The organism is Salinarimonas chemoclinalis (assembly GCF_041514305.1).
GTDB lineage: Bacteria > Pseudomonadota > Alphaproteobacteria > Rhizobiales > Beijerinckiaceae > Salinarimonas > Salinarimonas chemoclinalis.
Genome location: NZ_JBGMWH010000007.1, coordinates 73677 through 88541, shown reverse-complemented (window position 1 = coordinate 88541; position 14865 = coordinate 73677). Strand labels below are relative to the sequence as shown.

The 14865-nt window shown below is 72.7% G+C and carries 11 protein-coding genes and 1 pseudogene; 6 read left to right on the top strand and 6 right to left on the bottom strand.

All coding sequences use genetic code 11. The features are described from left to right. Positions 1–7: 7 nt before the first annotated feature. From AB9M23_RS13185 to AB9M23_RS13170, 4 genes and pseudogenes are all read right to left on the bottom strand, one after another. Positions 8–2629, bottom strand: a complete 2622-nt coding sequence (locus AB9M23_RS13185; RefSeq protein WP_372425113.1) for a TIGR02302 family protein — start codon at positions 2627–2629, stop codon at positions 8–10. A 28-nt stretch (positions 2630–2657) separates the two neighbouring features. Beyond that, positions 2658–2780: pseudogene (locus tag AB9M23_RS13180) on the bottom strand (hypothetical protein); the annotation flags it as partial. 64 nt (positions 2781–2844) lie between these two features. Further along, complete coding sequence (locus tag AB9M23_RS13175; RefSeq protein WP_372425014.1) at positions 2845–4536, bottom strand: glycoside hydrolase family 13 protein; 1692 nt, start codon at positions 4534–4536, stop codon at positions 2845–2847. A gap of 29 nt (positions 4537–4565) precedes the next feature. Beyond that, complete coding sequence (locus tag AB9M23_RS13170; protein ID WP_372425013.1) at positions 4566–5465, bottom strand: S49 family peptidase; 900 nt, start codon at positions 5463–5465, stop codon at positions 4566–4568. Between the two features lie 187 nt (positions 5466–5652). Between AB9M23_RS13170 and hutI the strand changes: the two genes are divergently transcribed. Genes hutI through hutU form a run of 3 tightly spaced genes read left to right on the top strand, consistent with a single transcriptional unit; the run spans position 5653 to position 10132 of the window. Next, positions 5653–6903: an imidazolonepropionase gene (hutI, locus tag AB9M23_RS13165; RefSeq protein WP_372425012.1), complete on the top strand. Its 1251-nt coding sequence runs from the start codon at positions 5653–5655 to the stop codon at positions 6901–6903. Next, positions 6900–8462: a histidine ammonia-lyase gene (gene hutH, locus AB9M23_RS13160; RefSeq protein WP_372425011.1), complete on the top strand. Its 1563-nt coding sequence runs from the start codon at positions 6900–6902 to the stop codon at positions 8460–8462. The genes hutI and hutH overlap by 4 nt, the downstream gene beginning before the upstream one ends. Continuing rightward, entirely contained in the window at positions 8459–10132 is a 1674-nt protein-coding gene (gene hutU / locus AB9M23_RS13155) for a urocanate hydratase (RefSeq protein WP_372425010.1), read from the top strand. Before hutH ends, hutU begins: the two co-directional genes overlap by 4 nt. 53 nt (positions 10133–10185) lie before the next feature. Here hutU and AB9M23_RS13150 read toward each other — a convergent pair whose 3' ends face one another. Further along, positions 10186–11253 carry an ABC transporter ATP-binding protein gene (locus AB9M23_RS13150; protein ID WP_372425009.1) on the bottom strand — a complete coding sequence of 356 codons (1068 nt, stop codon included), beginning with the start codon at positions 11251–11253 and terminating at the stop codon, positions 10186–10188. Beyond that, positions 11250–12059: an IclR family transcriptional regulator gene (locus tag AB9M23_RS13145; RefSeq protein ID WP_372425008.1), complete on the bottom strand. Its 810-nt coding sequence runs from the start codon at positions 12057–12059 to the stop codon at positions 11250–11252. Before AB9M23_RS13145 ends, AB9M23_RS13150 begins: the two co-directional genes overlap by 4 nt. 163 nt (positions 12060–12222) lie before the next feature. Here AB9M23_RS13145 and AB9M23_RS13140 point away from each other — a divergent pair, with 163 nt between their 5' ends. From AB9M23_RS13140 to AB9M23_RS13130, 3 genes are all read left to right on the top strand, one after another. Beyond that, a complete protein-coding gene (locus tag AB9M23_RS13140) occupies positions 12223–13479 on the top strand; it encodes an ABC transporter substrate-binding protein (RefSeq protein ID WP_372425007.1) in 1257 nt (418 codons plus the stop codon). A gap of 79 nt (positions 13480–13558) precedes the next feature. Continuing rightward, positions 13559–14506 carry a carbohydrate ABC transporter permease gene (locus tag AB9M23_RS13135; protein ID WP_372425006.1) on the top strand — a complete coding sequence of 316 codons (948 nt, stop codon included), beginning with the start codon at positions 13559–13561 and terminating at the stop codon, positions 14504–14506. Beyond that, on the top strand, positions 14506–14865 hold the full coding sequence (locus AB9M23_RS13130; protein ID WP_372425005.1) for an MmcQ/YjbR family DNA-binding protein: 360 nt from the start codon (positions 14506–14508) through the stop codon (positions 14863–14865). The genes AB9M23_RS13135 and AB9M23_RS13130 overlap by 1 nt, the downstream gene beginning before the upstream one ends.

Genomic DNA, 14865 nt, shown 5'->3' with positions numbered 1-14865 from the left:
AGTCCCCTCAATTCGAGCGCAGCAGCCGCTCGAAATAGTCGAGCTCCTCGCGCGGGCGGGTCGGGTCGCCGAGCTTGTCGCGCAGCTCCTCCATGATGCGCCGGGCGCGCTGGGCCGCGCTCTCGCCGGCCTCGGGGACGCGCACGTCGCCGTCGGAGAAGTCGCGCCCGCGGGTCGGGCGGCCGAGCGGGTCGTCGGCCATCGCGTCGGCGCGTCCGCGCTGGCCGGGGCGGCCCGGCTGGCCGGCCTCGTCGCCCTGGCCCTCGCCCATCATCTCCTGCATCTGCTGGGCCATGCCCTGCATGCCGCGCTGGAGGCCCTCGAGCGCCCGGCCCTGGTCCTCGACCGCCCGGCCCTGCTCACCCTCGCCGAGCGCGCCCTCGGCGTCGCGCATCGCCTGCTCGGCGTCGGAGAGGCCCTGCTCGCCCTCCATGCCGAGTTCGCGCATCGACCGTTGCAGGTCCTCGAGCCGCTCGCGCAGCGCCTGCTGGCGCTCGGACAGCGAGCCGTCCTGCTGGCCTTGCTCTCCCTGCTGGCCCTGCTGTCCTTCCTGGAACGTCTCGTCCCGCAGCTCGCTCTGGCCGCGCATGAGCTCGTCGAGCTCGTTCATCTGGCGGTCCATCTCGCGGGCCATCGGGTCCGACATGCGGCTGTCGGGGCGGGCGGTCTGGAGGTTGCGCATGATGTCGCGCAGCTGGTTCATCAGCTCCTCGGCCCGCGCCGTGTCGCCTTGGCGCATGGCCTCCTCGAGCGCCTCCATCATCCGGTCGAGGTCCTGGCGCGAGAGCGTCCGCGTGTCGGCGTCGGGCGGCAGTTCCGCCTGCTCGCGGTTCTGCTCCTCGCGCATCATCTGCTCGGCGAGCTCGCGCAGCATGCGATCCATCGCCTCGCGCAGCTCGGCCATCAGCTGGTCGATCTCGTCCTGCGGCGCACCGCGCTCCATCGCCTCCTCGAGCCGCTCGGCGGCGGCGAGCGCATCGCGCTGCGCCTGGCTGAGGTCCCCGTCCTCGATCTGGACCGCCATCTCCCACAGCCAGTCGGCGAGGGCGACGAGGTCTTCGTCGTCCTGCGCCTCCCGCAGGCGGCTCGCCGCGGCGCGCAGGCCGAGGAAGACGCCCCATTCCGGCGTGAAGCGCGCGGGCTCGATCAGGAGCGCGTCGAGCGCGACCTGCACCCGGCGGCGGTCGTCGGGCGCGAAGACGAGGTTGCGGCGCTGCTCGACGAGGGCGCGGGCCAGCGGGTCGAAGAAGGGCCGCTGCGGCAGGATCAGCGAAACGGTCTCGCTGCGCCCCTCCTGGCCGGCGTCGTCGGTGGCGACGAGGGCGAGGTCGATCGGCGCGCCCGCCCAATAGTGCTCGGAGAGGTCGATCTCCTCGGAGACCGGATCGTTGGCGCCGGTCGCGGGGACCGGGAGGTCGAGGGTCGGCGGCGGTACCAGCGTGCGGCCGACGGCCGGGGCGTCGGCCCGCCGAACATCGCCCACGACACGGGCGATGCCGTAGTCGTCGCCACCCTCGTAGCGCAGCGCCAGGACGCCCCGCTGGCCCGGCTCCGGCGGCCCGGCGAAGCGAATCGTCGGCGGCGTGTCGGGGATCGCCTCGAGTGAGAGGATTCCGTCCGGCGCGAGCCCCGTGCGCACCGTCAGCTCGCCGTCGCCATCGAGGCGGAAGCGGCTCTCGACGATCGCCGGCGCGGCGATCGCGGCGCCGGCCGCCCCCTCGCGCAGGGTCACGGGCGCACGGGCGGCGGCGGCGTCGTCCTCGATGGCGACGAGATCGCCCACGGCCTCGATCCGTGCGTCGGCGCGGCCGGCGACGCGCACCACGACGCGCGAGCCCACCGGCACGCGCATGTCGGCGCCGCCGGAGGCGAGGTCGATCATCAGCGGCGGGCGGCGGGTGTAGAGCGGCGGGTCGATCCAGCCGTCGATGCGGTAGTCAGGCACCGCGGGCACGGGCGCGCGCCAGTCGAAGGCCGCGCCGACCCGCGCGCCGATCTCGGGACCCGCGACGAAGGCGCTCGCCGCCAGCACGAGAACGCCCGCCCCGCGCAGGGCGTAGCGGTCGCGCCGCGCCATGCCCGGCCGGGGCGTGCCGGCCTTGAGCGCGCCGAGCGCGCGCTCGGCGCGGGCGCGGTGCAGCGCCCAGAGCGCCCGCGAGCCCGGGTCGCCACCGCCGACCGCGAGTCCGTCCTCGAAGGTCGAGGCGGGGCGGTGGGGAAGGCCCGATTCGCGGTCGAGCCGCGCGAGCGCCGCGCCACGCCCGATCCGCCCGCCGGGCAGTGCGAGCCGCGCCAGCGGCACGAGCGCGGCGAGGAAGGCGAGCGCGAACAGGCCTGCGCCGGCCATGCGCCAGGTCGGCGGCACGCCGACCCACAGGCCGAGCCAGGAGACGGAGAGGAAGGCGATGGCGACCGCGAGCGGCGCCCACAGCGCCGGCCAGGCCCGCTCCCACAGGAGCGCGAGGCCGGCGCGGCGCACGAGACGATCGAGCCGATCGCGGGGATCGGCGGGCTCGCGGTCGGGACGAAGGCGGGAGAGGAAGCCGGCGAGGAACCCGCCGGCGCGCGCGCCTCCCGGCCGGCTCGCACGTCGGCGAGACGCTCGGGCCGCGGGCTCCGAGACGGGCATCTCGGAGCCGGGCCTCTCGGAGCCGGGCCTCTCGGAGCCGGGCCTCTCGGAGACGGGCCTCTCGGAGACGGGCCTCTTGCTGAGCCGGACCGGCTCGCGCTCGTCGCTCATGCGCACCTCGTCGCCGCGCGCGCCACGGGGCGCGCGTCACCCCCGCAGGAAGGAGCTTAGGCCGGCATCGTTCCCGCGCAAAGCGAGACGAATGCGCGCGCCCCTCACGACCCCGCGAGGTGCCAGATCCGCGATTCCCAGGGCTCGAGGTCGACGCTCCTGCCGAGCGGCTCGGACTCCCGCGGCGAGACGCCGTCGACGAGGACGAGCGCGGCGCCGGCGAACCCCTCCGGCGCGGCGAAGGAGGCGTCCTCCCCCGACATGTTCAGCGCCACGAGGCAGGCCTCGGCGCCGATCCGCCGCTCGTAGACGAACAGGCGCGGGTCGTCGGGCAGGTGGTCGCGGAAGTCGCCGTAGACGAGCGCGGGGCACGCCTTGCGCAGCGCGATCAGCCGCCGGTAGGCGTGGTAGACGGACGCGTCGTCCGCCCGCGCGGCGGCGGCGTTGACCGTGTCGTGATCGGGGTGGACGTGGAACCAGGGCGTGCCGGTGGTGAAGCCCGCTTTCGGCCCGTCGTCCCATTGCATCGCCGTGCGCGCGTGGTCGCGCGAGGTGCGCCAGAGGTTGTCCAGGAACTCGCCCGCCCCGACCTTCCCGGTCTCGACCCAGTCCGACCAGGCGCCCTTGCCCTCGACGTCGTCGTAGTCCTCGATCGTGGCGAAGGGGTAGTTCGTCATGCCGATCTCGTCGCCCTGGTAGACGATCGGCGTGCCCTTGAGCGTCAGCGTCAGCGTCGCCAGCAGGCAGGCGGAGCGCACCCGCCGGCGCGGCCCGTCGTCGCCGAAATGCGAGACGAGGCGCGGGTTGTCGTGGTTCGACAGCGAGACCGCCCGCCAGGCGGTGCGGCCGAGCAGCCGCTCCATGTCGGTGAAGACGCGCTTGAACGTGGGCAGCGGCACGGGCTTCCAGCGCCACATGCCGGCGCGGTCGATGCGCACCGCGTCGAAGTGGATGAGCATGTCGAGCGGCCCCGACCCTTCGGCGACGAGCCGTGCCGCGCGTGGCAGCGGCACGCCGAACGCCTCGCCGAGCGCCACCTCGTCGCCACCGCGATAGACCTCCCGGCGCATGTCGCACAGGTGCTCGAACAGGCGCGGGCCGTCCGCGTGGTAGTATTCCGGCGCGTCGCGGTGCTCGGGCGGGTAGTCCGGGAAGGCCGGATCCTTGGAGACGAAGGCGATGACGTCGAGGCGGAAGCCGTCGACGCCCTTGTCGAGCCAGAAGCGCATCGCCTCGAAGATCGCCGCGCGCGCGGGCGCGCTGTCCCAGTTCAGGTCGGGCTGCTTCTCGTGGAAGAGATGCATGTACCACTCGCCGGTCGCGTCGTCGCGCGCCCAGGCCGAGCCGCCGAAGAAGGAGCGCCAGTCGTTGGGCGGCGCGGCGCCGCCGTCGCGGCCCGGATGCCAGACGTACCAGTCGCGCCTCTCGCTCTCCGTCGAGGCGCGGCTCTCGACGAACCAAGCGTGCTCGTCGCTCGAGTGGTTGACCACCATGTCGACGATGAGCCGCATGCCGCGTGCCTTCACGGCGGCGAGCAGCGCGTCGAAATCCGCCATCGTGCCGAACTCGGCGCCGACCTTCCGGTAGTCGCGCACGTCGTACCCGTTGTCGACGTTGGGGCTGTCGTAGTGCGGCGAGAGCCAGATCGCGTCGACGCCGAGCGCGGCGACGTGGTCGAGCCGCGCGATGACGCCCGGGATGTCGCCGATGCCGTCGCCGTTCGTATCCTGGAAGGAGCGCGGCCAGACCTGGTAGAACACGGCCTCCTTCCACCAGTGGCGAACGTGGCCGTTCACGGTCTCCCGCGGGGCGTCGCCGGCCGCCGTCATAGCCCGAGCCTCGCCCAGAGCGCGCGCTCCTCCAGCGTCGCGAGCGCCGCGCGGGGATCGACGAGGCCGGTCCCGAGCGCGCCCCGCAGCCCCGCCAAGGGCTCCTCCTGCTGCGGCCCGCGGCGCAGGATCTGCGCGACGAGGCCCGGGCGCGGCGGCTGGACGAGGCGCAGGCGCACCTTCTCGCCGAGCTTCTCGCGCAGCGTCGTGCGGATCTCGCCGATGCCGTCGACGAGGCCCAGCGCTTTCGCGTCCTCCCCCGCCCAGAAGGCGCCGGAGAACAGCTCGGCCTCCTGCGTCCTGTCGAGCCGCGCGCCGCGGCGCTCGATCACGAGATCCTTGAAGCCCGTGAAGATCCGCTCCTGGATCGTGCGCAGGCGCGCGACGTCGGCGGGGTCCTCCGGCTGGAACGGGTCGAGGATCGCCTTGTTCTCGCCCGTCGTGTAGAGCCGCCGCTCGATGCCCCAGCGCCCGATCAGCTCGTGGAATCCGAAGCCGCCGGAGACGACGCCGATCGAGCCGACGATCGAGTTCGGGTCGGCGAAGATCTCGTCCGCGGCGCAGGCGACCATGTAGCCGCCCGAGGCCGCGGCGTCCTCGCAGAAGGCCCAGACCGGCAGCTTCTTCTCCGCCGCCAGCAGCCGGATGCGGCGGTGGATCAGGTGCGACTGGGTCGGCGAGCCGCCCGGCGAGTTGACGAGGAGCGCCACGCCCTTCGCGCCGGGCATGGAGAAGGCCCGCTCCAGCGCGGACGCGACACCCTGGAAGCTCAGTCCCTGGCGCAGGCCCACCCCGACCCCGATCGCGCCGGCGAGCCGCACCACCGGCACGAGCGGATGCGCGGCGCGGAAGCGCGGCGAGACGAGGAAGCGCAGGCGTTCGGCGAGGGAGGGCACGGGCGGTCTCCGGGTCCGGGGGATCGGCGGCGGGGGCTCGGGTGCGGGCGCGTTCACGCCGAAGGGGATCGCGTGCAAGGTAGGGGTGCCGCCGCCGACCGACAAGCGCGGGGCGGGGGCGCCCGCGATTCCGCTTGCACCAGAGCCCGATTTGTATAGACAATTGGGCCCATCAGGGAGGCCCGGCATGGCGGCAGACCAGCGTGCGCAGCAGACCCGCCCGGCGCGCCTGTGGCGCGACGCCCGGCTCGCCACGTTCGCCCCCGGCCGACCCGGGATCGGTGCCGTCGAGGCCGGCGCGGTCCTCGCCCGCGACGGGCGCATCGTCTGGGCGGGACCCGAGCGGGACCTTCCCGCGGAGGCGGCGCGCGGGGCCGAGGTCGTCGCCTGCGACGGGCGCTGGATCACGCCCGGCCTCGTCGACTGCCACACCCACGTCGTCCACGGCGGCGACCGCGCCCGCGAGTTCGAGATGCGGCTCGAGGGCGCGCGCTACGAGGACATCGCGCGGGCCGGCGGCGGCATCCTGTCCACCGTGCGCGCCACCCGCGCGCTCGACGTCGACGGGCTCGTCGCCGCCGCCCTGCCGCGGCTCGACGCCTTCCTCGCCGAGGGCGTGACCACGATCGAGGTGAAGTCCGGCTACGGCCTCGCCGTCGAGACCGAGATCGCCATGCTCGAGGCCGCGCGCCGGCTGGGGACCGAGCGGCGCGTGCGGGTCGTCACCTCCTGGCTCGCGGCGCACGCGGTGCCGCCCGAGTTCGCCGGCCGGGCGGGCGACTACATCGACGAGGTGGTCCTGCCGGGCTTGGAGCAGGCGCATGCCCGCGGCCTCGTCGACGCGGTCGACGGCTTCTGCGAGGGCATCGCCTTCTCGCCCGCCGAGATCGCCCGCGTCTTCGACGCCGCCCGCGCCCTCGGCCTCCCCGTGAAGCTGCACGCCGAGCAGCTCTCGAACCTCGGCGGCGCTGCGCTCGCGGCGTCCCGCGGCGCGCTGTCCGCGGACCATCTGGAGTACCTCGACGAGGCCGGCGTCGCCGCCATGGCGAAGGCCGGGACCGTGGCGGTGCTCCTGCCCGGCGCCTTCTACACGCTGCGCGAGACGCAGGCACCGCCGGTCGCGGCGCTGCGCGCGGCGGGGGTGGGGATCGCGCTGGCGAGCGACTGCAATCCCGGCTCCTCGCCGCTGACCTCGCTGCTGCTCGCCATGAACATGGCCGCCACCCTGTTTCGCCTCACCCCCAGCGAGTGCCTCGCCGGCACGACCCGCGAGGCGGCGCGCGCGCTCGGGCTCCTGGCCGAGATCGGCACGCTCGAGCCCGGCAAGGCGGCGGATCTCGCGATATGGGACGTCGAGACCCCGGCCGAGCTCGTCTATCGCATCGGCTTCGACCCGCTGCACGCCCGCGTCGTCGCGGGGGAGGAGGTGCCCCGATGAGCCCGACCGACGCGCCCCTCGTGCTCGAGCCCGGGCGGGTGCCGCTCGCCACGCTCGAGCGCATCTACCGCGCCGGCGCGCCCGCGCGGCTCGACCCCGCCTGCGACGCCGGGATCGCGCACTCCGCCGCGCGCATCGCGCAGATCGCGGCGGGGGACGAGCCGATCTACGGGGTGAACACCGGCTTCGGCAAGCTCGCCTCGATCCGCATCCCGGCGGGCGACGTGGCGACGCTCCAGGAGAACCTGATCCGCTCCCACGCCTGCGGCTTCGGCGCGCCGCTGCCGGCGCCGGTGGTGCGGCTGGTCATGGCCTCGAAGCTGATCTCGCTCGGGCGCGGCGCTTCGGGGGTGCGGCCGGAGATCGTGCGGCTGATCGAGGGCATGCTCGCCCGCGACGTGCTGCCGGTCGTCCCCGAGAAGGGCTCGGTCGGCGCCTCCGGCGACCTCGCGCCGCTCGCGCACATGACGCTCGTGATGATCGGCGAGGGCGAGGCCGTCGTCGACGGCGAGAGGCTGCCCGGCGCCGCCGCGCTCGCCCGCGCGGGGCTCGCGCCGGTGCGGCTCGCGGCGAAGGAGGGGCTCGCGCTCATCAACGGCACGCAGGTCTCCACCGCGCTCGCGCTCGCGGGCCTGTTCGAGGCCCACCGGGCGCTGCGGGCGGCGATCGTCACCGGCGCGCTGTCGACGGACGCCGCCATGGGCTCACCCGCGCCGTTCCGCGCCGAGATCCACGCGCTGCGCGGCCATCGCGGGCAGATCGACGTCGGCGTCGCGCTGCGCACGCTGCTCGAGGGCTCGGGCATCCGCGAGGCGCATCGCGAGGGCGACGAGCGGGTGCAGGACCCCTATTGCATCCGCTGCCAGCCGCAGGTCGCGGGCGCCTGCCTCGACCTGCTGCGCCAGGCGGCGGCGACGCTCGAGATCGAGGCGAACGCGGTGACCGACAACCCGCTCGTCCTCTCCGACGACAGCGTCGTCTCGGGCGGCAACTTCCACGCCGAGCCCGTGGCCTTCGCCGCCGATCAGATCGCGCTGGCGGTGGCCGAGATCGGCTCGGTGACGCAGCGGCGCATCGCGCTCCTCGTCGACCCCGCGCTCTCCTTCGGCCTGCCCGCCTTCCTCGCGAAGAGCCCGGGGCTGAACTCCGGCCTGATGATCGCGGAGGTGACCTCGGCGGCGCTGATGTCCGAGAACAAGCAGATGGCGCATCCGGCCTCGGTCGATTCGACGCCGACCTCCGCCAACCAGGAGGACCACGTCTCCATGGCCTGCCACGGCGCGCGACGCCTGCTGCCCATGACGGAGAACCTCTACGGCATCGTCGGCATCGAGGCGCTGACCGCCGCGCAGGGCGTGGAGCTGCGTGCGCCGCTCGTGACGAGCCCGGCGCTCGTCGAGGCGCTCGCGGCCATCCGGGCGGTCTCGCCGCCGCTCGAGGCCGACCGTACGCTCGCCCCCGACATCGCCGCCGCCCGCGACCTCGTCGCGACGGGCGCCCTCGCCGCGGTGATCGCCGAGGGCGTCCTGCCGGCGCTCCTGGAGGAGACGACACGATGACCGACCCGCGTCACAACGCCCGTACCGTCCGCGCGCCCCGCGGGCCGCAGCTCACGGCGAAGAGCTGGCTCACCGAGGCGCCGCTGCGGATGCTCATGAACAATCTCGACCCGGAGGTGGCGGAGAACCCGCACGAGCTCGTGGTCTACGGCGGCATCGGGCGCGCGGCGCGGACCTGGGGGGACTTCGACGCCATCGTCGCCGCGCTCACCGATCTCGGCGAGGACGAGACGCTGCTCGTCCAGTCCGGCAAGCCGGTCGGCGTCTTCCGCACCCACGCGGACGCACCACGGGTGCTGATCGCGAACTCGAACCTCGTGCCGCACTGGGCGACCTGGGCACATTTCAACGAGCTCGACCGCAAGGGGCTGGCGATGTACGGCCAGATGACCGCGGGCTCCTGGATCTACATCGGCACGCAGGGCATCGTGCAGGGCACCTACGAGACCTTCGTCGAGGCCGGGCGCCAGCACTACGGAGGCAGCCTGAAGGGCCGCTGGATCCTCACCGCGGGGCTCGGCGGCATGGGCGGCGCTCAGCCCCTCGCCGCCGTGATGGCGGGCGCCTCCTGCCTCGCGATCGAGTGCGACCCGGACCGCATCGATTTCCGCCTTCGCACCCGCTACGTGGACGAGAAGACGGACAGCCTCGACGAGGCGCTCGCGATGGTCGAGCGCTGGACGAAGGCCGGCGAGGCGAAATCGGTGGGCCTGCTCGGCAACGCCGCCGAGATCGTGCCCGAGCTCGTGCGCCGGGGCGTGCGCCCGGACGTCGTCACCGACCAGACCTCCGCCCACGACCCGATCAACGGCTATCTCCCCGCGGGCTGGACGGTCGCCGAATGGCGCGAGAAGCGCGAGAGCGATCCCGCGGCCGTGGAGCACGCGGCCCGCGCGTCGATGCGCACCCATGTCGAGGCGATGGTGGCCTTCTGGAACGCCGGCGTGCCGACGCTCGACTACGGCAACAACATCCGTCAGGTGGCGAAGGAGGAGGGGCTCGAGAACGCCTTCGCGTTCCCGGGCTTCGTGCCGGCCTACATCCGCCCGCTGTTCTGCCGCGGCATCGGCCCCTTCCGCTGGGCGGCGCTGTCGGGCGACCCGGAGGACATCTACCGGACCGACGCCAAGGTGAAGGAGCTCACCCCCGGCGACGGGCACCTGCACAATTGGCTCGACATGGCCCGGGAGCGCATCGCCTTCCAGGGTCTGCCGGCGCGGATCTGCTGGGTCGGGCTCGGCCTGCGCGACAAGCTCGGCCTCGCCTTCAACGAGATGGTTGCGACGGGTGAGCTGAAGGCGCCCGTCGTGATCGGCCGCGACCATCTCGATTCGGGCTCGGTCGCCTCGCCCAACCGCGAGACGGAGGCGATGAAGGACGGCTCGGACGCGGTCTCGGACTGGCCGCTGTTGAATGCGCTCCTCAACACGGCGTCCGGCGCGACCTGGGTGTCGCTGCATCACGGCGGCGGCGTCGGCATGGGCTTCTCGCAGCATTCGGGCATGGTGATCTGCGCCGACGGCACCGAGGCGGCGGCGAAGCGCATCGCCCGCGTGCTGTGGAACGACCCCGCCACCGGCGTCATGCGCCACGCCGACGCCGGCTACGAGGAGGCGCTCGACTGCGCCCGGGAGAACGGGCTCAGGCTGCCGGGGATCCTGGGGGGCTGATCGCCGTTCTGGGCCCCCGGGCCCGCTTCGCGACCCGCGGGTGACAGTGGCCGCTACCGCAACCGCGCCCCGCTCTGCGGATCGAACAGGTAGACGCGGGCGGGGTCGACGACGACGTCGACCCGCGCGCCCGGGCGCGGGGCGTGGGCGCCGCGGGTCTCGACCACGAGCCGGGCGCCGGCGCCCGTGCCCGTGCCCGTGCCCGCGTCGCAGTGCACGTGGCAGACGGAGCCGAGGTTCTCGACGATGTCGACGCGGAGCCCCTCGCCGGGCGCGAGCGTCAGGTCCTCCGGGCGCAGGCCCACCGTCACCGCGCCGTCGCGGGGCCGCACCGGCGTCTCCACAGTGCGCCCGAGCGCGGGAATCGCGACGCCGCCCGCCTCGGCGCGGCCGTCGAGGAAGTTCATCGAGGGCGAGCCGATGAAGCCCGCGACGAAGCGGTTGTCGGGGTCCTGGTAGAGCGCGAGGGGCGCGCCCACCTGCTCCACGCGCCCGGCGCGCAGCACGACGATCTTGTCGGCGAGCGTCATCGCCTCGACCTGGTCGTGGGTGACGTAGACCATCGTCGCGCCCATCGCCTTGTGCAGGTGGGCGATCTCGACGCGCATCTCGACCCGCAATTCCGCGTCGAGGTTCGAGAGCGGCTCGTCGAACAGGAACACGGAGGGGTCGCGCACGATGGCGCGGCCGATGGCGACGCGCTGGCGCTGGCCGCCGGAGAGCGCCTTCGGCTTGCGCGCGAGATAGGGCTCGAGCCGCAGCGTGCGCGCGGCCTCCGTCACGCGCCTCGCGATCTCGCCCTTCGGGTGCCCGGTCATCTTCAGGCCGAAGCCCATGTTCTGCGCGACCGTCATGTGCGGGTAGAGCGCGTAGGTCTGGAAGACCATGGCGACGCCGCGCTCGGACGGGTCGGCCCGGGTGACGTCCTCACCCGCGATGACGATGCGCCCGCCGGTCGTCTCCTCGAGGCCGGCGATCATGCGCAGGAGCGTCGACTTCCCGCAGCCCGACGGGCCGACGAAGACGCACAGCTCGCCCTCGGCGATCTCGAGATCGACGCCGTGGATCACCTGTGTCTCGCCGTAGCGCTTGATCACGCGCTCGAGGCTCACGCCGGTCATGCGCTCGTCCCTCCGTCGCTGGGGGCGCGTCGCGCGCCGGGAAAGGTGAAGGCGGCGGCCTCGCGGGCAATGGCCGCCGCGGTCTCGGCGAGGCGCGGCGCCAGCGCCGCGAGGTCGTCCAGCGAATGCCGCAGCGTCGAGGACGTCACCGACATCGCGCCGAGAGGGCGGCCGGCCTCGTCGAGGATCGGCACGGCGACGCAGATGATCGTGGGCTCGTGCTCCTCGCGGTCGAAGGCGACGCCGCGCGCGCGGATCTCCGCGAGCTCGGCGCGCAGTCCGTCCGGCGAGACCCGTGTCGCGGGTGTGTGCGGATACCAGCTCTGCTGCGCGAGCGCCTTCTCCAGCGCCGGCGCGTCGAGATGGGCGAGCATCGCCTTGCCGACGCCCGTGCAGTAGGCGGGGCCGATCTTGCCCGCGTCCGAGAACATCGGTATCGGCCGGCGCGCGTTGCGCTTGTCGACGTAGAGGACCTGGCCGTTGTCGAGCTTGGCGAGGTGCACGGTCTCGCCGATCGCCTCGGAGAGGCGGTCGAGATGCGGGCGCGCCAGAGGCGCCAGCGTCGTCTGCTGCCAGGCGGCGTGGGCGAGGCGGATCAGGCGCGAGCCCAGCGCGTAGGTGTGGTCGGCCTCGTCGTAGGCCAGCATGCGCTGGCTCACCAGCGTCTGGAGCAGGCGGTAGAGGGTGGCCTTGGGCAGGTCGGCGCCGGCGAGGATCTCGGCGAAGCGCACGGGGCGGCCGTAGCCGGCCACCTCGTCGAGCAGCGTCAACGCCTTCCCCACCGTGCCGTCGGCGGGCTTGTCCATGCCCGTTCCCTCCGCTCGTATCCATCCCGCGGCGCAGCATTCGCGGGCTGCGCTCTTCTGGTTGACAAGCCTAGCGAGGGGAGGCATCGTTTTCAATAATCAAAACACGGTTCCATTATTCGGAACAAATCCGATGTCGGAACCTCCCGGGAGGAGACCACGAATGCCGTCCGCCACGAAGACCACGCTCGCCGTTCTCGCCGCCGCGACCATGCTCGCCGGCGTCGCCGCGCCGGTGGCCGCGCAGCAGGACCCGCTCACGGGCGAGCTGCGTATCTTCCTCGACACGTCGAACCCGGCGCCCCGCGCCGCGATGGAGGGGATGATCGCGCGCTTCCAGGAGATGCATCCCGACCTCGAGATCCAGACGACGATCATCGACCGCGAGGCCTACAAGACGCAGCTGCGCAACTTTCTCACCGCCAACGCGCCCGACGTCGCCACCTGGCACGCGGGCAACCGCATGGCCCCCTACGTCGAGGCCGGGCTCTTCGAGGACGTCTCCGACCTGTGGGACGAGGAGATCTCGCGCGATCTCGCCTCGACCAAGGGCTCGATGACGATGGACGGCAAGCAGTGGGGCGTGCCCTACACCTATTATCAGTGGGGCGTGTACTATCGCGAGGACCTGTTCGCGCAGTACGGGCTCTCGGAGCCGGAGACCTGGGACGATTTCAAGGCGAACTGCCAGACGCTGCTCGACAACGGCGTCAAGTGCTTCGCCATCGGCACGAAGTTCCTCTGGACCGCGGCGGGCTGGTTCGACTACGTCAACCTGCGCACCAACGGCTACGAGTTCCACATGGACCTCACCGCCGGCCGCGTGCCGTGGACCGACGAGCGCGTGCGGGCGACCTTCGCCAACTGGCGCGAGCTCATCGACATGAACGCCTACATCGACAACCACACCTCCTATTCCTGGCAGGAGGCGCTGCCCTTCATGGTCCAGGGCGACGCCGCCATGTACCTGATGGGCAACTTCGTCGTCGCGCCGCTGCGCGAGGCGGGGCTCTCCGACGACCAGCTCGGCTTCTTCCAGTTCCCGGCGATCGACGCGAGCATCCCGATGGCCGAGGAGGCGCCCACCGACACCTTCCACATCCCGGCACAGGCGCGCAACAAGGACGCCGCCCGCGCCTTCCTGCGCTACGTCGCCGACGCGGAGAACCAGACGATCATCAACGCCGAGCTCGGCCAGCTGCCGATCAACTCGCGCGCGACGATCGAGGACGACGAGTTCCTGAACGAGGGGTTCGCGATGCTCTCCTCGGCCGAGGGTCTCGCCCAGTTCTTCGACCGCGACGCGCCGGCCGAGATGGCCAAGGCCGGCATGGAGGGCTTCCAGGAGTTCATGGTGCGCCCGGACAACCTCGACCGCATCCTGGAGCGCCTCGAGCGCGTGCGCCAGCGCGTGTACTGAGCCGGCGAAGTGCGCGTTCCCGGGCGGCCGTCCGGGAACGCGGCACCGCATCCTCAGCGACGAACCGAGGAGACCCGCCATGGTCGCCGTCGCGACCCCGCCGCGCGGGGCGAAGCGCAAGGCGAATGCGCCCTCCGCCTTCGGCGGGTACTGGCGCCGCAACCAGCTCGCGCTCGCGCCGTGGCTGTTCCTCGCGCCGGGCGCGCTCTTCTTCGGGCTCTACGTCGTCGCGCCGATCCTGCAATCCTTCCAGATCTCGCTCTACGAGTGGGACGGCCTCGGCGCGAAGGAATGGGTGGGGCTGCGCAATTACGAGGAGCTGTGGTGGGACGACGCGTTCTGGACGTCGCTGCGCAACAACGTGATCTGGCTCGTGCTCTACCTGCTGGCGATCCCGGCGGGGTTGTTCATCGCCTTGTTCCTGAACCAGACGGTCGCGGGCATTCGGATCTACAAGTCGCTGTTCTTCTTTCCGTTCGTGATCAGCCAGGTCGTGGTCGGGCTCGTCTTCTCGTGGTTCTACGACCCGACCTTCGGGCTCTTCAACGAGATGCTGGGCTTCTTCGGGCTCGGCCCCATCGCCGTGCTGGGGGACCCGGACTACGTCACCTACGGCATCATCGCCGCCGGCCTGTGGCCGCAGACGGCCTATTGCATGATCCTCTACCTCACCGGGCTCAACGCGGTCGATCCCGAGCAGATCGAGGCCGGGCGGCTCGACGGCGCCGGGGGCTGGCGCATGCTCTGGTACGTCGTCCTGCCGCAGCTGCGCCCGGCGACGTTCATCGCCTTCGTCGTGACGATCATCGGCGCGCTGCGCTCCTTCGACCTCGTCTCGGTGATGACGGCCGGCGGCCCCTTCGGCGAGAGCCGGGTGCTGGCCTACTACATGTTCGAGGTGGCGCTGTCGGAATACGGCTTCCGCATGGGTTACGGCGCGGCGATCGCGGTGGTGCTGTTCGCCATCATGATGATCTACATCGCCTTCTTCCTCGCCAAGATGTACCGCGACGAGAAGGGGGTGTGATGAGCCCCTCCCTCCGCGAGCGCGTCGCCGCGATCTGCGCGCCCCTTCCCGGGGCGGAGGCCTCCGATCCATGGGGCGGCGGGCACGAGGCCTGGAAGGTCGGCGGCAAGATGTTCGCCTGCATCGGCTCCGTGACGCCGGGCGTCGCCGTGAAGTGCGCCGACGTCGAGACCGCATCCATGCTGATCGAGGCGGGCGTGGGTGCGCGCGCCCCCTACTTCCACCGCTCCTGGCTGCTCCTGCCGGAGGACGTGCCCGAGGACGAGCTCGCGCATCGGCTCGTCGTCTCCTACGACCTCGTGCGTGCCAAGCTGCCCCGGCGGATCGTCGCGACCCTGCCCGCGCGGGAGGGCACCTGA